This is a genomic window from Flavobacterium sp. PL02 (assembly GCF_035013205.1).
GTDB lineage: Bacteria > Bacteroidota > Bacteroidia > Flavobacteriales > Flavobacteriaceae > Flavobacterium.
Genome location: NZ_JAYGJP010000004.1, coordinates 74,658 through 95,876, shown reverse-complemented (window position 1 = coordinate 95,876; position 21,219 = coordinate 74,658). Strand labels below are relative to the sequence as shown.

The following is a 21,219-nucleotide window of genomic DNA, read 5'->3' as shown; positions in this document are numbered from 1 at the left end:
AACGGGTACGAAGTCGGGAGACTTCGCACAGCTGAGTAGCTACTACAAAGGATTTGGGCAATTGGCTAAATGGAAAGTTGGTTTTGTATTTGGGATATTTGGCAAATCCGAAGAAAGGACTTAATTTAGTCCCAAACCCGCTGTAGTACCAGAACGTCAGGCTGTGAAAAAACTAAGTCAAAAAGAGAAACTATTTGGATACCTGTCGGAGAAAAATTTCGTGCAGCCAATTCTCAGAGGATCATTTTTAGTTTATTCACAGACTGACGTTAGCTGTTATTTTACCTGAACTACAAGAAAAATGAAAAAATCAACCAAAATTTTCTTTTTAATTCTTCTAATTTTAATAATTGGAATTTTCATTCATCCTCAGAAAGTAATTTATGAGGCAAATATTGAAGGAAAGGTAATTGACGAAAATAATAAGCCTGTTATTAATGCAACAGTTTACAGAATTGAAAAAGAGTATTACATAAATGAGGAAATTGGTTCGAATGAATCAAGAGATTTAAGAACTGAAAGTGTCAAAACGGACGGAAATGGAAGCTTTAAGTTTTATGAAAAATCAAGAATAGATTGGTTTCATACTCCATTAGATTTGCCGATTGGTTACTGTTATGCGGAATTCGAAATTGAAAAAAGTGGTTATGAATTTTATAAAACAAAGTTTGACGAGTTTGAACAATACAGAATTGAAAATTGTTACGCTTGTGAAAAAGTATTATTTAAGCCAATTATTACTTTGAAAAGTAAAAAAGAAAGCAGAAACCCAAAATAGAATTGAAAAATAAAAACAATGGCTAACAGCCTAACAGCTACTACAACGGATTTGGGCAATTGGCTTAATTGAAAAATGGTTTTGTATTTGGGATGATTTGGCAAATCCGAAGAATGGACTTAATTTAGTCCCAAATGCGCTGTCGTACCAAGACGTTATGCACAATCCCACTCTACATAGCCTAACGGGATTCGAACCAATTTTCCTTGAAAACACTAATAGTTTGTATTTTTTTTGAAATTAAACAAGATTTTTCGAACCACAAAAAAGCCTGAGAAATCTAGATTTCTCAGGCTTTTACTTTAAAATAGTAGCGGGAACAGGACTCGAACCTGTGACCTTCGGGTTATGAGCCCGACGAGCTGCCTACTGCTCTATCCCGCGTTGTTTCGGGTGCAAAGATACGTAGTCTTTACGGTTATACAATGGAAAAAATGAATTATTTTTAAATAAAATTAAGTATTAAACTAAGTACACTACTTAATTTACTGTAAGTCAACAAACTTAGGGCTTTAATCTCAAAAAAATAGAAGTTCAGTTTATAAAACTAAAGCCTGATTCTATGTAGAATCAGGCTTTTTAATTGTGAGGAATAGTAAAATGCTATTTTTTTATAAAGCGTTTTACTGTTTTTGTACCATCTTTATCCAAAACAATCAGATATACTCCCGCTTTTAAACTTGACACGTCAAGACTATTATTAATAATCTTTTGTCCTGAAATCGCAGCTCCAGTTTGAGAATCTACAATACTAACATTAATACCAGTTACATCTGTTCTAAAGAAAAGCGTATTCTCTACTGGATTGGGATATACTATTAAAGAATCCGTTTCTTCTATTTCTGAATTTAAAGAAACAGCTTTTGCAGTTGATCCTGTTTTAGTGATTTTAATCCAATTGATATTTACTCCACTATTCTGAATGTAGATTCCAAAATTATAAGTTCCTGCATTTACATTTACCGTTTGAGATACAGTTTGCCAATTTTGCCAGCCTCCCGTATTTGGAATGTTAACGGCTCCTAACTGAATTGTACCTGCATTTAAATCCGAAGATATTCTGGCACCATTTACAGCACTTGCAACTCTATATTCAATTACGTATGAACCTGATGTTGGGAAGTTAATGTTAGAATATGCCATCCAATCTCCTGTATCGGCATACCCCACATTTAATCCTCCCCCTGTATCTGTTGTAGCTTCTGTTTGAACTCCATTCATCGATGAGTAATTTTCTGCTTGAATTAAAACAGAACCCACTGGTGGTTGCCCCGCATTTACTACTTGATCAATGGCGGTTAACAATGATTTAGAACCAACTGCATCTTGAGATAATTCCCAAATCATAACTCCACCCGCATTTTGAATCGCAAATGTCGTTTTTTGCTTAATTGTTGGAATTCCATTATAGTAAATTGTGCTGGCAACTTGATCCGTATTTTCTGCACCAGGATACGTATTTACAATATTAGCGTATGAAATTCCCTGATTTGCATAACTTCCAAAACCGTATCCGTAAAACGGAAGACCAATTATAGCTTTGCTTGCTGGTAATCCTCTGCCTGTCCAATAATTAAACTGGTTTACAGCCATACTATATGGAGAATGTTGTCCCGGACTTCCCGGAGCCCAAGGACCAGTAGCATCATAAGCCATAATATTAATCCAGTCAAAAGCGGCGAATGTAGATGATGGCACATTTGCTCCTCCATATCCTTCAGAAAGTGCTGCAGTGATTAACTTACCATTTGCATGTAATTTGGCTGCAAGAGCAATTACAAATCCTCCGTAATCACTATTAATCGCTGGGCCTTCCAAATCCATGTCGACACCATCAAAATTATGGGCAACTACATAATCATATATTTTTTGAATAAATGCAGTCCTGTTGGCACTCTTAATCAGATTAAAATAATTGTCGCGAATTGCACCACCTTCAGATACGGAACCTCCACCAAGAGATACAAAAACTTTCACATTTTGGGCATGTGCTGCTTGTATAATTGTATTACTTCCTGAATTAAAAGATAAATATCCATTGGCATCTGGATTTTCGAATGCAATGTTAATGTGGGTTAATTTACTGTATTGTACGCTACTTGAAAATGCATTAAGATCAATCCAGTTAGGGATGTAAGCTATTACTTTTTTCTGGGCAATTGACAAATTGAAAACTCCCAACATCAAAATGATTATACATCTTGATCGCATTGTTTTGTAATTGTTTTTCATAGGGCTTGTTTTTAAAATTAGTAGGATTTGAAATAAATTAATTTATATAGTAGGTTACATAAATTTACACTAAAAATTAACCATATAAGTGATGCAAGTTCATTTAAGCTTACGCTGATTTATAACTCTAATACTTACTTATATCACTTATAAGGTTAAAATAATTTCTCTGAAACTATTTTTTTATAAAACGTTTGACAATTTTTTTACCGTCTTTCTCAAAGATAATCAAATAAATTCCTGATTTTAAATGCGAAACATTTATACTATTATCTGTTGATTTTTGTCCAGAAACTGCAGTACCTGTTTGAGAATCAATAATACTAACATCTCCTCCTGCTAGATCTGTTGTATAAAAAAGTGTATTTTCTACTGGGCTTGGATAAATAATTAACGAACTCGGTTCTTCGGTTTTTGTGTCTATTGAAGCTACTCTTGCTGTTGCTCCTGTTTTAGTTATTTTAATCCAATTGATGTTTACTCCACTACTCTGAATGTAGATTCCAAAATTATAAGTACCTGCATTTACGTTTACAGTTTGTGATACCGTTTGCCAGTTTTGCCAGCCTCCTGTGTTCGGGATAGTAACATTTCCTAAGGGAATCGTTCCTGCATTTAAATCCGAAGATATTTTTGCACCATTTACAGCGCTCGCAACTCTGTATTCTATTAAATATGCTCCAGTCGTTGGAAAATTGATATTATTATTATAAGCCATCCAATCTCCTGTATCTGTATATCCAACATTCGAACCTCCATCGGTATCTGTGGTAGCTTCTACTTGAATTCCGCTCATGGATGAATAGTTTTCGGCTTGAATTAAAATCGAAGATGGCGTTGTAGGTGTTGATCCTCCATATCCTCCAAAAACAGCAATTACTTTAGTAGGTTGTGTAGTATGAAGTGACGGTGATTGATCAGCAACATCATCATAAGCAAATCCGTAAGCCAGATTATCAACACTTATACCTGGCAAATGCCAAAATTTAGAATAATGATTGGTTGGGTTAACTTGGTAGAATTTTGATGCATCATACCAATTTTGTTGTCCAGGATTTGGAGTAGTCACATTTACTACATGTCTGTTAATTGCTGCTGTTAATTGTGCCTGAATTACAAGATCCAAATCACCATCTACAAGTCTTCTGTCTAAGACTCCTTTACCTTCAAGTGCTTCTTGAGTTGATGGTCGATATTGCACTCTTCCTGTACGTCCTATAAATCCTCCAGATTGCCCAACCATTTCTAGTTGTTCGCCTATTACTCTGCCTTTAAAAACACCTGCATCTCCTGCATAAAATATTAAATCTTCTGTTTTATATTTATTCCAGATGGCATCAATATAGGGTTTTAAATAATTGGCTTGAGCGCCAACGGTAGTCCCTCCTGTTCCATCTGCGAAAGCTGGAGTTTTAGATGGCGCAGTAATTTCACCCGTTGCATCATTAACACAACCCTGAAATTGTGATGGCACATTGGCTTTAAATGCTGCAACTATGTCGGCATGTTTTTTTAATTCCCCTACTCTTTTTTGGTATCCATTGGCTCCAAATAATTCAAGTCCCATTGGGTATTTATACGAATCTACTCTAGATGGATTACCAAAAAATCCATATTGATTATTGGTAAGTTCAATAATTTCGTATAAAATACCTTGATTAGGATCTGTTACGTTTAACGGATTTGGCGATGTATATCCAGACGGTGCTCCATTGGCTCCAAAAAAGTAGAAATACAACTGTTGTCCTTTGGCTATAAAAACCCTGCAACCTGCAATTTGTGGCAACGTAAATGTTTTATTCGGAATTTCACTCAATTTGGTAAAACAATTAGCGTATTTTGAGTTTTGTCCCGGTCCTGTATTTCCGCCAATAGTAGGCCCTGTAACGGTATTGTATGAAGAACTCATTGGTAATACCTGACTAGTTTTTGCATTTACCCAAACGTGATTGCCTGTTGTATAATCAATACCTACAATTGCTACGTACAATTCATTGTCATTAAATGTAGATGTATTGCTTATTGTAAACGGTATCGGCCCTTGTCCGTACATAAAATTAGATAGCAGCATAAATAGCAATACTGTAATAAAAGGGATTTTTTTTAATTTAAAGTTCCTCATGTTTAAAGTTTTTTTTGGGGTTAGTAATAGTATATATTCAAAAGTTAGTAGGCGTGAATGCAATATCATTAAGTTAAGAAAACAACTGTAATGTTTTGCCGAATAAATCTCTCGCAAAGACGCCAAGTCGCAAAGTTTAGGCTTGATTTTTTTTGCGACTTGACGTCTTTTCGAGAAAAATTATAGTTCAAAAGCTTAACTTAATGACATTGAATTAAATGTTGGTTGTAATTATTTAAGCTTATTACAACCAACAAGTTTTAATTATTCTTTAATGATTTTTTTAGTCCAGGATTTTTGATCTGATGTAAAGTTTAGAATATAAATCCCTTTAGAAAGTCTGCTTATATCAATAACGCTTTCATTTGCTTTAGCATCAACCTTATTCTGTAACACAGGATTACCAGATAAATCATAAACGGTAATCATTTTATTATCTAATTTTCCAGATGATGAAACTTGGATATAACTACTAGCAGGGTTTGGATATATATTTAAACCTGTAGTTTCTTCTTCGGGAATTTCATTTGTTACAACTGCCGACATTTTTGCTGTCGAAGCTGATCCATAAGCTTCTATCTCAAACAATGAATAACCATAAGGAGTCAACGCTTTGGATGTACATAAAATTCGGATGTATCTTCCTGTTCCGCTTACTACTAAATCATCTGTACCTCCATCACTAGCAGTTTGTGTGTTTACAGTTTCATTTTCGGTAAAAACATTATCTGCAGAAATTTGCACTTTATATTGTGTCGCGTAGGCAGCTTCCCATTTAAGAACAACACGATTAATGTTGTAATTATTTTGTAGATCTACATAAACCCATTCGCTTGTATTTGCAAAACTACTTGACCATCTTGTACCCACATCTCCATCTGTCGCTTTCGCAGAAGAAAAAGTTGTATTTTCTTCGCTTGAAGCTAAAGTTGGTTTAGCTAAAGCCAAATTAACATCGTTATTTGGAACATCTGTTGTAACCAAATTTACACTTCGGATATTATCAAAATAATAGGTGTTTCCTGAACTCGTTCCTGGCTCGAATAAAAACACAAAACGATTTACCTCATTATCTAATGTAGATGCATCTGGCGCACTTGCATATGTAAATACTAGCGTGTGCCAAGTATTGGTTTGTTTTACAACCGCCTGATATACACTATGTCTTCCTACAGGAAAATTAGAGGGGATTGATGCACTACTTTCTGCTTGCCAAGAAATAACAGATCCTACTGGTGCAGAAGTGTAAACATCTATTGCAAACTTTTTAGTTCCTTTTTTAAAATCTCCAATATTGTTTAAAGTTGTGGTAAACGAAAAGTTATCATATAATTCAGTTGATTTTCTAACATATTTACCAACTGATGATGACGTATTTATTCCGCTTACACTAGGATTAACCGTATTTGGAGTATAGGTTCCAATAGCATCTCTAAAAGTAATATTATGTATGGTTTGATAATCTTCATAAACTACTCCAGGTGTAAAAGTATCTGGTAGTTTAGTAGAACCAATTCTTATATTATCAAAATAATACGTGTCGCTTGTATAAGAACCTGAATTAACCAAGATTACCATTTGGTTTATAGCCAAGTTTGATGTTCCTTCATCGGGGCTTGAATTATAATAAAAGGTAAGTGTTTCCCATTGATTCTGTTTAGTAGTCATTGCTACATAACTACTGTTTCTTCCTGTTGGAAAATTTGCAGGAAGTGATGTTAGACTATTTTCCAGATTCAAACTAACAACTGTTCCAACTGGTGCTGATGTGTAAACATCAATCATTATTTTATTCGTCTGGTTTTTTAACAAACCAGCATCTTCGATACTATTTTGTGTATTAAAAAACAACACATCATATTGTTCGGTTACATTACGAACATACTTTGCCACATTTGCAGAAGCATTAACCGAATTTGTACCAGGATTAGCAACTACCGAATATGTTCCTGTTGTAGTCCCTTTTATAATCTTATTGATACCGTCATAATTTTGTAAAATATCGGTCGCAATAATTGGTTTTTCGGGTGCGGCTTTTGTGAGTAAATTATCAAAATAATATGTCGCTCCAGAATTAGAGTTAGACTCAAATAAGAATACTACATTGTTAATAGACAAAGCACTTGTATTGGCATCTATTACTTTTTCAAATTCAAATTCTATCGTTTCCCATTTATTTTGTACAGTTGTAGTAGCTTTATAACCACTATGTCTTCCTGAAGGATAATTAATAGCTGTTGTTACCAAACTATTTTCTAATTGCATTGATATTTTTGTCCCCACTGGTGCAGAGGTATAAATATCAAATGAAAGTCTTTTTCTGCCATACTCATAATCATTGGCATTGGTAATTGTTATGTTTTTTATATTTAATACATCATATATCTCTGAAGCATTACGAACATATTTCCCAACAAGTGCAGATGTGTTTACGCCTGTAGCCGACGGATTTGCAACTGCCTCGGTTAAAACTCCTGTTTTATTTAGATAAACAATATTTCTGTTAGACTGAAAATCTTCATGTATTTTCTCAACAGGCAAAGGCGGTTCTGTAGTTACAGCTATTTTATATGTTTTATTATCGCATCCATTTACTGTTGCCAATACCGAAACATCTCCTCCAGTTGCTCCCCAATTTACATTAATTGCATTGGTTCCTTGTCCTGAAGTAATTGTTGCTCCAGATGGAACTGTCCAATTATAATTTGCTCCTGCAATAGCGTTTACAGAATATGTTTTATTGGTTGCATTGGCATATACTTTTGCAGCTCCAATTACTCCATTGGCAAAACTACCATCATAAACTCGTACATAATCTACTAATAGTTTTGCAGGAAAATCAGCTGGATTAGGTGCTACTCCTGCCCCATTTACACTTGTATAAGGCGTTCCTAAACTCCCGACTGCTAAATTTAAAATGATATAAAATTTATTATCATTAAATGGCCATCCACCATTTACAGTAGTATTAGGACTTGCAGTATGAAATAAATTCCCATCTATAAACCATTTTATACTATTTGGTCCCCACTCTACAGCATAAACGTGAAAGTCTGTAGATAAATCGGTTGGAGATGTATAACTTCTACCTGTATAATGATATCCGCCTGCATCGTAATGTAATGTTCCATCTACCGATTTTGGACTTTTATGTTTGGCTTCCATAATGTCTATTTCACCTGTAAAAGGCCATGTTCCAGTTGCTCCCTCTGGCAACATCCAGAAAGCTGGCCATGCACCCACGCCCGAAGATAGTTTCATACGCGCTTCAATTCTTCCATATTTTAAAGAATATTTCCCTTCTGTAGTGAGCTTTGCAGAGGTATATGGCTGATCAGGAAATTGTGAGTTTGGCTCATATTTAGCTTCGATATTTAAGTAGCTATTTGTGCCCTCTTTTACTATCGTTGCCTGATTTGGATTATACCTTTGTGCTTCGGCATTACCAAAACCACAAAGTGATGGACAACCGTTACCTGTAATACTTTGCCATTTACTACCATCGATTGTAGTACCATTAAACTCATCTGCCCAAACGAGTGTATTACATTGAGAATGTAATTTAATAAAAGGTGACATTACTAAGAATGTCATCAGAATAAGCTTTTTTAAAAATTGTAGGTTGTTCTTCGGTGGTTGGCCGAAAAAAAAGTTTTTTTGTTTCATAGTTTTTTGTTTTTTGGGGTTAAAAATTGTTAAACTCAAAAAGAACTATCTATAAAAAATAGATTCTTTTTTTATTAATAACTCACAATATTAACAAACAAACCACTATAAACTCACATTCGTAAGTACGGTTTGACTACGGTGCTAAAAAAACAAACACTACAAAAACTTATCAATACAGTAAAATAAATGAGGTTTTCTTGGGGATTAAACCATTCATTGACTGCCATTAATTTTAAAATCAGTTTAATCTGTGGCAAAATTAACCGCAAAGGACACAAGGGGTTACGCAAAGAGCGCAAAGTTTTAAAAATTAGTGCAATTAGTATAATCTGTGGCGAAAATTAACCGCAAAGGGCACAAAGCTTTTACGCAAAGTTCGCAAAGAATTAAAATCTGTTAAATCTTTTAATCTGTGGCAAAATTAACCGCAAAGGACACAAGGGGTTACGCAAAGTTCGCAGAGAATTAGAATCTGTTTAATCCTTTAATCTGTGGCAAAAAGGAACACGGATTAAACGGATTTTCTATCTATTATTTTTAAAAATCTGTTTTTAATCCGCGTCTTTACTTTTGTAAATCCGTATCATCCGCGTCCCTATCCGTGTTCATTTATAGACAATTTAAGATTGCGGTTAAGCTTTAAAAGTTGAGTATAAACTCCGTAATATTTGCCTCAGATGAAAGTTGGAGTTTCTTACGGATACGATATCTGGTATCTTCTACCCCTCTAACCGAGATGCCTAAAAGTGGTGCTATTTCTTTGGTATTGAAATTCATACGCAAATAAGCACACAATCGCATATCGCGGGGCGTTAATTCGGGATAACTTGCTTTTAAACGTTGGATAAAATTATCGTGTAGCTGATTGAAAATTTCCTCAAACTCATTCCAATGTTTATCTCCTTGCAATTCATGATCAATTATTCGATTGATTTTGGTTAAGAAACCCAAATTTATAGCGGAATCATTCCTTTTATCAATTTGATTAATAAGTTCCTTTATAGATAATAAAATTTCATTAAGATGTATCAAATTGACTGTATTTGAAGCTACTTTGGCATTCTTAAGATTAATTGTAGCTTCTAAGTTTTCACGAATCACATTCATGTTTTCTTGTTCTAATAACAGTTTTTGCTCATTAAATGCTGCTTGGTTTAGCAATAGTTCTTTTTCCTGATTTAAAATTAATTGTTGGCGCTTACGTTCTGCTAATTTTTTTTGATATTTAATAATAACATAGATTAGAGTTCCAAAAAGGAATAAATACGTGATGTAAGCCCAACTCGTTCTGTACCAAGGCGGCAGAATTTCGAATTTAAAAACAGCTTCTTCGCTTACTACATCATATATATTCTTGGCTCTTACATGAAAAGTGTATTCGTTTTCGGGTAAATTAGTGTATTCTTTTTCTGTTTGTGGTCCCCAATCAGACCATTTTGGTTCAAAACCTTCTAGCCAATATTCATATTTTGTGCCATCGGCATCGTCATACCAAAGCGCAGCAAACGAAAAATGAAGTGCATTTTTAGAATAAGGCAAAACTGGATAAAATTTATCATTTGTAGTTGTTTCCTTTGTCGAAAGAACATCGTATCTGCTTGAATATAATAGACTGTCTTTTGGAAAAATACTTTTTACTTCGGATATAACTGCTTTGTATTTTAAACCATAACTTTTATTTTTAATACTATTATAATGAATCAATCCGTCTTGAGTGCCAAAAAATACATCTCCCTCTTGAGTAGTTTGTATGTTTTCGAAACCAGGAATATATAAATACCTCAATTTTCTAAAAGGTAATTCATCTATAGAAAAACCTCCATCCTTTTTTTTATCGATTCTTCCTGTATTATCTCCCGAAACATACCAAATCGCATTCTTATTGTCGGATTTAAGCAATCTGATGTGATTATTCATACCCAAATACTTTTTAAAAACAGCATCGGGAATCATTCGTTTTGTATAAGAATCTTGTTTGTAAACCCCTTTTGTAGTACCAAAAAGGATTTGATTATTTAGCTTGACGGTATTCAAAAATATACTCGACGGAAAACCGTCTTTCTTGTCATAAAAATGCATGCTTGCAATACTATCAAACGTATTATTCAATCTTATTTTAAAGATTCCCTTGTATCCATGTGCTATCCAAATATTATCTTCTTTATCAATTGTAATTACTCTGCTACTTTCTTTAAAGCCTTTAATTTTAAACTGATATACCCAAGATTGATTTACCTTTTTTAATAAATATAATCCCGAATATCCTCCAACTAGTAACAAATCGGGATGATTTGGCATAACTACACCTTGCCATGCTCCATCTGTTTTTGCAACTAATTTTGCTGCACTTCCGTTTATCTCGAATATTCCGTTTTTTTCGAAAGCCAAAAGTACATTATCAAAAACACCAATATTCCATACCGTTTCAGACATTCCTGCTACACGCTGAAAATGTATATTTCCGTGTTGTCCAAGTCTGTATTTCTCCCAATCCAACCAAAACAGTCCATTATCCGTTCCTATATATAACTTGTTTTGATAAATCTGACTGCAATATATTTTGGTTTCGAAGTTTGTGGTATCCAGAATTCTTGATAATGGCGATGAAATTTGAATAAGCGCAATCCCATCTTTAAGTGTTACCCACAAATTACCTGCTGCATCAAGTTTAAGATTGGTAACATACTCATTTTGCAGCCCCATTTGCTTATTGATATGCTGAATTAAGCGTCCGTTTTTATCAATAATAATGAGTCCGTTTTCTCGTGTTCCAATAGCATAATATCCATCTGGAAGAAGAATACCAACAGAAACCTGATTTTGTTTTAAAAGATAATCTGCTTCGGTTTTTAAAGGTTTTAATTGGCTATTCTTATAAATAAAAAAGCCGTCTTTTTGAGTTAATACTGTTAGGTTATTTTCGGTTCCGAATAGCTTCAGGATTTTCATTCCTGCAAATTTCGAACCGCCATCAATAGAAATCAATTGATCATCTTTTACTTTAAGTAATCCTTTCTTATTATCTAATACATAAAGATTAGTGTTAATTTTAAAAAACTCATCAAAACTCGTAGTGGCTTTTATAACTTGAATTTTATTATTCTTATAAATAAAAAGAACTTCGTACGAGAAAAAAATTACTTCATCATTATAAACAATAGTATGCCATACATCACTAAAATTTCTGGATGAAACTGGAAGTAATTTAACTAAAGATGTATAATCGTATTGACCATTTGGCTGTTTGGTTACAAACCCAAAATCGCCTTGAGCACCTATAAAAATTTTATCGTTTTTATCTATCGCGAGGGAGCGAACCATACTCTTGTTTTCTGGCTGCATAATTATCCCCCATCTTACTCCATCAAATTGTAATAAACCAAAATGATTGGCAAAATACATCATTCCTTGAGAGTCTTGTAAAACATCCCAATTCTCAGAAGCTGCTTTATAGGTTTTAGGGCTATAATTTGTTATAAAAGGAACACCTATTTTCTTAATTTGAGCGTTAAGTACGAAGGTTACAAATAAAATAGAGGTACATAAAAATCTAATTCTAAATTTGATCATTTTGTTTTATACAGTAGGTTATTTTTGGTGCTTTTTACGGCGACAATCCTAAAAAAACTTCTGGGGCAAGAAATTCTTTTAAACAAAAAAAACGTTTTTAGTATTATTCAAAAAGCACTAAAAATTAGTATTTCGAATTAATTAAAAACGAATATATAAAATCAAATATATAAAAAAATATTTTGTAGTAAGGATGTAATAGATTGCTAATTTGAATTTTAGCAGCAGCTTCCTGTAGTAATGGTAGCAGTAATACTTCAAGTAAAAAAAAGATTCCACAATACTCAAAATTAATCTGTTCGTTGTAATTAGTTTTGACACATAGGTAGACTCAACATTAAAAAGGTGTAAGTATTCTTTCACGCAGATTTCAAAAGATTTAAGCTAATGTATGCAGATTCATTTGCTAAAAAATCTGCTCTAATCTGTACTATCTGCGTGAAAAAAATCTTTTGCTAATTTTAAATTCTTAATCGAAACTTTATAGGTTTAAAATTAGTAATGATTTGCTTTTCTTGCATAATGAAACAAGAAAAACAAATCATTAATTAAGTACTATAAAAACATGCTTAATAAAAAACCTGAAGCGATAGTTACAGCAATGGTAACAAGTCCGGGAAGCATAAAACTATGATTAACTACATATTTCCCTATACGAGTTGTGCCGGTACGATCAAAATCCATGGCAGCGACTAATGTAGGATAACCCGGTAATATAAAGTCGGCATTTACAGCTGGAAACATCGCTATAAGATGTGGCTGACCAATTCCTAAAGACAATCCTATTGGCATCATAATTTTTGTTGTAGCAGCCTGGCTAAAAGTCAATGCTCCCATAATTATCAAGGCAAAGGTAAAAGTAAAAGGATACTCTGATGTTATATCTCTAAAAGTGCTTTCTATTAAAGCATTATTTGCTCCCATAAAAGTGGCACTCATCCATACTACACCTAAAACTGAAACAATTGCAGTAGCCATTGATGTAAACAAACTCATTTTTGCTACCAACACTGGAGGTGTTTTGGTAATTATCATTATCAATGCCGAAGCCGATAATGTTATCATGATTATTAATCCTGTAAGGTTAATTGCTCCATCTGCTCCTACCGCAAATCCTGCAGTTCCTTCTCCAACATTTGGAATAAATTGCGGAAATGCTCCAAAAAATATGATCAGTAATATAGCACTACCAAAAATAAATACTGCTGTTTTTGCACCTGGTTTTAACTCTCTATTTGTTTCGGATGTTTTGTTTATACTCTCAGCAAATTCAGGATCTTTCATTTTTTCGATAAACTCTGGATCATCATTAAGTTCTTTGCCTTTTTTCCATACCGAAATAACACCCGCTATAATACCTATCATACAAGCAGGAATACATACTTTCATTATATCTACAACTGCTGTAGAATAAGCTAGTATTGCTGCCAATGAAGCCGTTGCCGCACTCATTGGGCTACCCGTAAGTGCCATGTGAGATGCTATAACAGATATACTCAATGGTCGTTCTGGTCGTATTCTTTTCTTGGCTGATACTTCGGCTATAATAGGAAGTAGTGAATATACTATATGCGCTGTTCCTGCAAATAGACATAAGAAGTAAACTGTAAATGGCGCTATAAAAGTTATATACTTCGGATTACGTCTAATAATCATCTCGGCAATACTCACCAAATAATCCAAACCTCCAGCTGCCTGTAATGTGGCAGCTGTGGTTACAATGGCTAAAATGATAAGAAGTACCGCTATAGGCGGATCAGCAGGGCGCATATGAAAAAACAAGACAAAAATAAGCAGTCCTATCATTCCCATAACTCCTAAACCTATCCCTTTAAGTCTTGACCCTATAAGGATCATGGCCATAAGTATAGCGAACTGTACTAATATCATGAAGTGATGAATTTAGGATTAATAAGGTTTTCTATCGAATAAATCTCATCCCATTTGTCTTGCGTAATGAGCTTTCTTTCGTTTACTACAATATCGTGTATCGATTTACCTGTTTTAAGTGCTTCTTTGGCAATACTTGAAGAAGCTTCGTATCCTAAAATTGGGTTAAGTTGTGTAACAATACCAATACTATTCATTACTAAATCTTTTGCATGTTCAGCATTTGCCGTGATACCTACAATACATTTATCTTTTAAGGTATTACAAGCTTTAGTAAGATACTCTAATGATGTAAACAAGGCAAACCCAATTACTGGCTCCATTACATTTAATTGCAATTGTCCTGCTTCTGCTGCCATAGTAACCGTTAAATCGGCACCAATAACATAAAAACAAGTTTGGTTTACTACTTCGGGTATAACCGGATTTACTTTTCCTGGCATAATCGAAGACCCTGGCTGAAGCGCTGGCAAGTTAATCTCATTAAATCCACAACGAGGTCCGCTACTTAATAAACGAAGGTCATTACAAACTTTACTCAATTTAATTGCACTTCTTTTTAGAGTTCCACTTACTTCTACAAAAGCACTTGGGTCGTAAGTAGCTTCAAATAAATCACCTGCAAGCGTAACAGGAACTCCACTTACTTCGGCAAGGTATTTTACACAAAGTTCAGGATAACCTTCTGGAGCATTTACTTTACTACCAATGGCAGTTGCTCCCATATTTACCTCTGTAATCAATCTTTCTGATTGGCGTAAACGAATTACATCTTCGCCTATTGTTGTTGCAAAAGCATTAAACTCTTGTCCTAATGTCATTGGTACAGCATCTTGTAATTGCGTACGTCCCATTTTAATAACATTAGCAAACTCTTTTCCTTTCTGAAAAAAAGCTTCTTGCAGTTGCGCTAAAGCTTCTGTAAAATACTCTATTTTAAGATAAATTGCTATTCTAAAAGCCGATGGATAGGCATCATTTGTACTTTGCGAAAGGTTTACGTCATTATTAGGATGAAGGTATTGATACTCTCCTTTTTTATGTCCCATATATTCCAATCCTAAGTTGGCAATTACCTCATTAGCATTCATATTGGTAGATGTACCTGCTCCTCCTTGAATAAGATCACTTATAAACTGGTCTGCAAATTCTCCTGCAATTAATCTATCACAAGCATAAATAATAGCTTCAGCCTTTTTTGCATCTAATACACCAAGATCTCTATTGGCCATTGCTGCAGCTTTTTTTACATGACCAAAAGCCTTAATAAATAAAGGTTCTGATCCTATAGGAATTCCTGTTATATCAAAATTTTCTTTGGCACGTACTGTCTGTACTCCATAATAACAATTGTTTGGTATTTCTTTTTCTCCAAGAAAATCATGTTCTGTACGAAAGTTGCTCATAATGTAATGTGTTAAATTATTAAAGGAAATTAAAAACGGAAGAAATAATCTTGCAGTTCTTTTTTGTTTTTTGATTTTGTAAGTCCAAGCATCAATAATATTCTTGCTTTTTGCGGACTAAGATTATCTGATACTACTGTACCAAGTTCATTGTCATTTGTTTCTCCATCAAGCACTACTCTGCCTTCTAGACAACGGCTTGAGCGACAAACTGCTATATTTGCTTTAGTAGCTTTTTTTATAGCTTCGGTAAAAGCTTTAGAGAAATTTCCGTTTCCAACACCAGCTATTACAATACCTTTTACTTTTTGTTTTACTAAATAATCTATATATTCTGGAGATGCATCGGCATACATATATACAATTTCTACTTTAGGTAATTTTGTGTTTTTATTTACTTCAAAAGGTCCTTCTTTTGCTGTTTCTCTTACCGATGATTTGTAATATTCTACACGACCATCATATACTTCTCCAAGCGGACCAGAATCTGGTGATCTAAAAGCATTTACTTTTGTTGTACTAGTTTTAGTAACTTCTCTGGAATCGTAGATTGATTCATTAAAAGATACTAATACGCCACGCCCTTTACTTTTAGGATCTGCAGCGACAGTAATTGCATCAAAAAGATTTTTAGGTCCATCTGCACTTATAGCTGTTGCCGGACGCATAGATCCTGTAATTACAACAGGTAATTCATGCGGTAAAACTAAATCAAGAAAATAGGCTGTTTCTTCCTGAGTATCTGTACCATGCGTTATAACAACACCATCTGCCTCGTTTTTACTAAATATTTCATTAATACGTACAGCAAGTTTTTTCCATATTTCAATACTCATATCCTGACTACCTACAGATGATATTTGTTCTCCGCTAATATCTGCAATAGCGTTTATACTCGGAATACTTCCTATAAGATCAGCTACAGGAATTTTACCCGCAGTATATCCAGCTCTATCCGAAGATTTTCCTTCGCCTGCTATAGTTCCACCCGTGGCAAGAATTATAATTCTGGGCTTTTGTTGTCCAAAAGCCAAAGATGTTGCAATACACAACAAAAAGACAAGTACTAATTTTTTCATTTTTTAAAATATTTATTTGGTTAATCCTGATATTAGAAATTAAATAGCATCCCAAAATTGATGCGAACGGCGTTAGCTCCTTGTGTACTTCCATCGGCATATTGCAATTGTTTGTACCCTATTTGTGGTTCAAGTGCAATTGTTAGAAAATCAAAGAAGTCATACGATGCATTAAGCGTAAACTGGTAATTTGTCATTCGGTCCCAACCTGCTAGTGTACCTGCTCCATCATAAAAATGATTGTAAGAAGCCATAACCATCGAGTGAAACTTTTTATTAAAGAAACGTTCGTACGAAATAAAACCAGCATGTACAGGTAATAGATCTAGTTTTCCTGAAAAATCTGATCTGGCAAAACCATCAAGACCAGATCCTCCTACAGCTAGAAAATAATCACTAATTCCCTTACCGATTGTCCATTGTGCTTGCAGATTATTTACTAAACCTGATTTTTTTCTAAAAAATATACTTGTCATGGCAGTAACACCACCACCACTTTGAGAATCAAATTCAAACTCTGTTTTTCCTGCTGCAATATCCTCAGAGTCATAAGCAATACTGCGATAAAGACCCGATAATTTCATGAAACCTCCGTTATCAAAAGCATATCGTATACCAGCCACAGCATCGGGAGCTCTAGAGGGAGCATAATCTACTCCATGAGTTGGACTTAACGTATAATCATACAAACGGCGCGGCTCCATATATTCTGCCGAAAGCATAAAAGAAGTATGTCCGTTTTCTTTAAAAAGACCTGTGTAACGTACTTGAATCCTGCGAGAAAGTACCATACCAGTAGGTCCGTCCCAATCTAGTAATGGTGAAGGCCATAAGGATGAATCTCCAAAATTTGACCACGTTTGTCCTACCGTCCAATGATTATACTGAACATAAGCATGACGCAGCCTAAACTGAGACGTATTATTAGCACCTTCAAAATCTGCTTCTAACATTGATTTTAGTTCTTTACCATTATTTAATTGTATCGTGCTAACAAAACGCAATTGCGACTGTCTCATATCCATACTAAAAGAAGGTATATCTAAACCCGAAACATCGTTTTTATGTATAAGAAACGAACTATTACCCGCAAGGCTTCCCTTAATATCATAAATACCATTTAATTTAAGCCTTCCTATAAGTCTGGCTGTAACTTTGGGTTTTCCATTTAAAGTATCTTTAGACTCTACAGCCATTAATTGGGCATTTAATGAGTTGGATAACAATACACAGGAACAAAAAAGAACCAATAGCAAAAGTTTGTTTTGTTTCATAAATTATATAAATAAGGGGGGTATAATAACGAAGTTTAGTTACTTTCTTTTTGGGAATAGTTTATATAATTACACCCTTACAGATGTGTTAACAACGGTATAGGATAAATTAGAATTTCTATCTAGATAAACTATTAGAAAATTGCATTGTGGTATTGTAGACGGGCCTAAAAAATTTAATCCATTCTAATCGGATTAGGCTTATTGCTATAACAAAGCTTGTATTAAAACACAAAAACATCAGTCGGTTAAAAGGTATCTTTTTCATACAATTCCTAAGATTAGATTTAGTATACAAAATCATTGATACAAACAAATATAAAAATAAATAGTACAAAATCTTACAAAAAATAATTTGTTTATTCTTGAAAATTTACCTATTACATAATAACAGGGGTGCTTATTTTTTAATACTTCATTATTAATAGAATATTATGGCTAAATATTAAAGAATAAACAATGTTTAATTTTTAGGCATTTTTTTTCAGAAAAATAGGATATTGATTATTTACACCCATTCCATTTTACGTTTTTAATTAAAAGATTCAATCTAAAATTAAATGAATTATAGTAAATTAGGATTCCCTTAATATTAAGTCTTAAAAAATCTTGCAAATAATGAAATCTACTACTTTAAAAAACAAGATGATTATCGCAGCTACTGGCCTTTTCTTATGCTTTTTTCTTGTGATACATCTGCTTGGTAACTTACAACTTTTTTTACCCGAAGATCAGGCAAGAGAACAATTCAATTGGTACTCTAAATTATTGTCAGGCAATATGTTTATAAAAATTATTTCCTGGATTTTGTATTTATCCTTAATCGGACATGCAATTTATGCAATAATTGTTACTATAAAAAATAATACTGCAAGTAAACAAAACTACCATTATGACAAAAGAAATTTTGCCAGCGCATGGAATAGTCGAAACATGGGCATATTAGGTACAATCCTACTCCTATTTCTTATCATACACTTTAAGGATTTTTGGTATGTATATAAATTTACTAACCTGCCTGTAGATGCAGCAGGAAATAAGGATTTATATGAGATTGTTGTACAATCGTATTCGCAACTATGGTATGTAATAATTTATGAGATATCATTTATAGCATTAGGTTTCCACCTATTACATGGTTTTTTTAGTGCCTCGAGAACAATGGGACTTTATCATCCTAAATATGTAAAAGCTATAAAAGTATTTGGATGGGGATATACCCTAATTATCACAGGAGGTTTCATGGCAATTCCCCTTTATATTTATTTAAAATAGTATGAAAATGAGAGATTCAAAAATACCAGATGGCCCACTTGCTGATAAATGGAATAATTATAAAGCCAAAGCAAAACTTGTAAATCCTGCCAACAGAAAGAAACTTACTGTTATAGTTGTAGGAACAGGACTTGCAGGATCTTCTTGTGCGGCATCACTTGCTGAACAAGGATATAACATTAAGTCATTTTGTTTTCAGGATTCGCCCAGAAGAGCACATTCAGTCGCTGCACAAGGTGGTGTAAATGCTGTTAAGAATTATAAAAATGATGGCGATAGCGTGTATAGAATGTTTTACGATACTATAAAAGGTGGAGATTTTAGATCTCGCGAAGCCAATGTGTATAGATTAGCCGAATGTTCAGCTAGTTTAATCGACCAATCGGTTGCTCAAGGTGTGCCTTTTGCAAGAGAATATGGAGGTTACTTAAACAATAGATCCTTTGGAGGTGTACAGGTTTCCAGAACCTTTTATGCCCGAGGACAAACAGGACAGCAACTTTTGCTTGGAGCATATCAATCACTTCTTCGCCAAGTAAACACTGGTAAAGTTACCATGCATACGCGTCACGAAATGCTCGAATTGGTTTTGATAGATGGCAAAGCCAAAGGAATTATAGCCCGCAATCTAGAAACAGGAGCCATAGAGCGTCATGCTGCCGATGCTGTTGTACTTGCAACAGGTGGTTACGGTAAGGTATATTATCTATCTACACTTGCTATGGGGTGCAATAGTTCGGCAATATGGCGAGCACACAAAAAAGGGGCTTATATGGCAGGCGTGAGTTGGATTCAATTCCATCCTACTTGTCTTCCTCAACATGGAGAAAATCAGTCGAAACTTACTCTTATGTCTGAATCATTGCGAAATGATGGTCGCATTTGGGTACCTAAAAAAGCGGGAGACGATAGAATTCCTAATGCTATCCCCGAAGAAGAAAGAGATTATTATTTAGAACGTCGATATCCTGCCTTTGGTAATCTTGCTCCTAGAGATATTTCTTCTCGAGCTGCCAAAGAACGAATTGACTCTGGTCATGGTGCCGGACCAATGAAGAATGCTGTTTATTTGGATTTTTCGGATGCAATCGCTGTACAAGGCAAGAAAAACATCGAAGCCAAATACAGCAACCTTTTTGCTATGTATGAAAAAATCAACGGAATCGATGCTTATAAGGAACCAATGCTTATCTCGCCAGCTGCACATTTTACCATGGGCGGACTTTGGGTAGATTATGAACTTATGACAACTATTCCTGGATTGTTTGCCCTTGGTGAAGCCAACTTTGCAGATCATGGAGCAAATAGACTTGGTGCAAATTCTCTGCTTCAGGCTTGTGTCGATGGATATTTTATAGCTCCCTACACTATTCCTAATTATTTGTCTGGCGAACTAAATGCTTCCCGAATTAGTACCGACCATCCCGCTTTTGCGGAAGCAGAAAAAACGGTTAGAGATCAATTAAACCAATTTTTACAAAGCAAAGGAAATTTATCAACTGATTATTTCCATAAAACCATAGGACGATTATTGTATGAAAAATGCGGGTTATCCAGAAGTAAACAGAATCTTGAAGAAGCAATTGTAGCCATAAAATCTTTGAAAGCTTCTTTCGAAAATGACTTACTAATAACTGGTGACGATACTTTAAATAGTGAATTAGAAAAAGCCGGACGTGTAGCCGATTATATAGAATTAGCTGAGCTTATGTGTTACGATGCATTACAAAGAGAGGAATCTTGCGGAGCGCATTTTAGAGAAGAATACCAAAGTAACGAAGGAGAAGCAGTACGAAATGATGCCGATTTTTGTTATGTGTCGGCTTGGGAATGGAAAGGAGAATCAAATCCTCCTGAACTACACAAAGAGCCTTTGGTATTTGAATCAGTAGAACTTGCAGTACGTAGCTACAAATAATTAAAA

General features: G+C 34.3%; 11 protein-coding genes and 1 tRNA gene. 3 read left to right on the top strand and 9 right to left on the bottom strand.

The window, feature by feature from the left end; genetic code table 11:
- The first annotated feature begins 301 nt into the window (after window positions 1–301).
- Window positions 302–778, top strand: coding sequence for a carboxypeptidase regulatory-like domain-containing protein (locus tag SHI72_RS13875; protein WP_039118553.1), 477 nt, complete (start codon window positions 302–304; stop codon window positions 776–778).
- Window positions 779–1,089: 311 nt separating this feature from the next.
- Here SHI72_RS13875 and SHI72_RS13870 read toward each other — a convergent pair.
- From SHI72_RS13870 to SHI72_RS13830, 9 genes are all read right to left on the bottom strand, one after another.
- Window positions 1,090–1,162, bottom strand: a tRNA-Met gene (locus tag SHI72_RS13870).
- 219 nt (window positions 1,163–1,381) lie between these two features.
- On the bottom strand, window positions 1,382–3,010 hold the full coding sequence (locus SHI72_RS13865) for a glycosyl hydrolase family 18 protein (RefSeq protein ID WP_323490311.1): 1,629 nt from the start codon (window positions 3,008–3,010) through the stop codon (window positions 1,382–1,384).
- A 175-nt stretch (window positions 3,011–3,185) separates the two neighbouring features.
- On the bottom strand, window positions 3,186–5,132 hold the full coding sequence (locus SHI72_RS13860) for a beta-1,3-glucanase family protein (protein ID WP_323490310.1): 1,947 nt from the start codon (window positions 5,130–5,132) through the stop codon (window positions 3,186–3,188).
- Between the two features lie 264 nt (window positions 5,133–5,396).
- Entirely contained in the window at window positions 5,397–8,726 is a 3,330-nt protein-coding gene (locus tag SHI72_RS13855; protein WP_323490309.1) for a family 16 glycosylhydrolase, read from the bottom strand.
- A 714-nt stretch (window positions 8,727–9,440) separates the two neighbouring features.
- The gene (locus SHI72_RS13850) at window positions 9,441–12,371 is read right to left on the bottom strand and encodes a triple tyrosine motif-containing protein (protein ID WP_323490308.1); all 2,931 of its coding nucleotides are present in this window, start codon (window positions 12,369–12,371) and stop codon (window positions 9,441–9,443) included.
- A 555-nt stretch (window positions 12,372–12,926) separates the two neighbouring features.
- On the bottom strand, window positions 12,927–14,261 hold the full coding sequence (locus SHI72_RS13845; RefSeq protein ID WP_039114358.1) for an anaerobic C4-dicarboxylate transporter family protein: 1,335 nt from the start codon (window positions 14,259–14,261) through the stop codon (window positions 12,927–12,929).
- Window positions 14,258–15,667 (bottom strand): aspartate ammonia-lyase, encoded by a 1,410-nt coding sequence (gene aspA, locus SHI72_RS13840; protein ID WP_323490307.1) that lies wholly within the window; start codon window positions 15,665–15,667, stop codon window positions 14,258–14,260. Before aspA ends, SHI72_RS13845 begins: the two co-directional genes overlap by 4 nt.
- Window positions 15,668–15,696: 29 nt before the next feature.
- Complete coding sequence (locus tag SHI72_RS13835) at window positions 15,697–16,746, bottom strand: asparaginase (RefSeq protein WP_039114361.1); 1,050 nt, start codon at window positions 16,744–16,746, stop codon at window positions 15,697–15,699.
- Between the two features lie 32 nt (window positions 16,747–16,778).
- Window positions 16,779–18,020: a DcaP family trimeric outer membrane transporter gene (locus SHI72_RS13830; protein WP_323490306.1), complete on the bottom strand. Its 1,242-nt coding sequence runs from the start codon at window positions 18,018–18,020 to the stop codon at window positions 16,779–16,781.
- Window positions 18,021–18,638: 618 nt separating this feature from the next.
- On the opposite strand from SHI72_RS13830, the gene SHI72_RS13825 reads away from it, so the two are divergent.
- Window positions 18,639–19,295 carry a succinate dehydrogenase cytochrome b subunit gene (locus tag SHI72_RS13825; RefSeq protein ID WP_323490305.1) on the top strand — a complete coding sequence of 219 codons (657 nt, stop codon included), beginning with the start codon at window positions 18,639–18,641 and terminating at the stop codon, window positions 19,293–19,295.
- A gap of 7 nt (window positions 19,296–19,302) precedes the next feature.
- On the top strand, window positions 19,303–21,213 hold the full coding sequence (locus tag SHI72_RS13820; protein WP_416348477.1) for a fumarate reductase/succinate dehydrogenase flavoprotein subunit: 1,911 nt from the start codon (window positions 19,303–19,305) through the stop codon (window positions 21,211–21,213).
- Window positions 21,214–21,219 lie beyond the last annotated feature (6 nt).

Bases quoted from the DNA above. Each gene is read 5' to 3' on its own strand.
- SHI72_RS13875 (WP_039118553.1), top strand. From the start codon at position 302: ATGAAAAAATCAACCAAAATTTTCTTTTTAATTCTTCTAATTTTAATA.
- SHI72_RS13865 (WP_323490311.1), bottom strand. From the start codon at position 3,010: ATGAAAAACAATTACAAAACAATGCGATCAAGATGTATAATCATTTTG.
- SHI72_RS13860 (WP_323490310.1), bottom strand. From the start codon at position 5,132: ATGAGGAACTTTAAATTAAAAAAAATCCCTTTTATTACAGTATTGCTA.
- SHI72_RS13855 (WP_323490309.1), bottom strand. From the start codon at position 8,726: ATGACATTCTTAGTAATGTCACCTTTTATTAAATTACATTCTCAATGT.
- SHI72_RS13850 (WP_323490308.1), bottom strand. From the start codon at position 12,371: ATGATCAAATTTAGAATTAGATTTTTATGTACCTCTATTTTATTTGTA.
- SHI72_RS13845 (WP_039114358.1), bottom strand. From the start codon at position 14,261: ATGATATTAGTACAGTTCGCTATACTTATGGCCATGATCCTTATAGGG.
- aspA (WP_323490307.1), bottom strand. From the start codon at position 15,667: ATGAGCAACTTTCGTACAGAACATGATTTTCTTGGAGAAAAAGAAATA.
- SHI72_RS13835 (WP_039114361.1), bottom strand. From the start codon at position 16,746: ATGAAAAAATTAGTACTTGTCTTTTTGTTGTGTATTGCAACATCTTTG.
- SHI72_RS13830 (WP_323490306.1), bottom strand. From the start codon at position 18,020: ATGAAACAAAACAAACTTTTGCTATTGGTTCTTTTTTGTTCCTGTGTA.
- SHI72_RS13825 (WP_323490305.1), top strand. From the start codon at position 18,639: ATGAAATCTACTACTTTAAAAAACAAGATGATTATCGCAGCTACTGGC.
- SHI72_RS13820 (WP_416348477.1), top strand. From the start codon at position 19,303: ATGAGAGATTCAAAAATACCAGATGGCCCACTTGCTGATAAATGGAAT.